At 49.3% G+C, this 221-nt stretch carries 1 protein-coding gene; it reads right to left on the reverse strand.

Annotated features, from left to right (window positions below):
• The coding region (locus LKX83_RS33300; protein ID WP_227887583.1) for an ATP-binding cassette domain-containing protein at nt 1-221 on the reverse strand (221 nt) is incomplete at both ends.

A 221-nucleotide genomic window follows, 5' to 3' on the forward strand; every position in this document is an offset into this window, starting at 1 on the left:
GCAAAAATATCCAGTCCTGTCGCCGGCTCATCGAGAATCAATAGCTTCGGTGACGCCATTAAAGCTCGCGCAATTAAGACGCGCTGCCGCTCTCCTTGCGATAAGGTCTCATATGTGCGGTTCTCCATTCCCTGACACCCCATCTGTATAAGCAATTCATTCGCTTTCTCGTATGATTCTGCTTCCGGTTTTTCATAGAGCAGACCCATAGACGCCACTTG

The organism is Cohnella baijiui (genome assembly GCF_020731285.1).
Taxonomy (GTDB): domain Bacteria; phylum Bacillota; class Bacilli; order Paenibacillales; family Paenibacillaceae; genus Cohnella.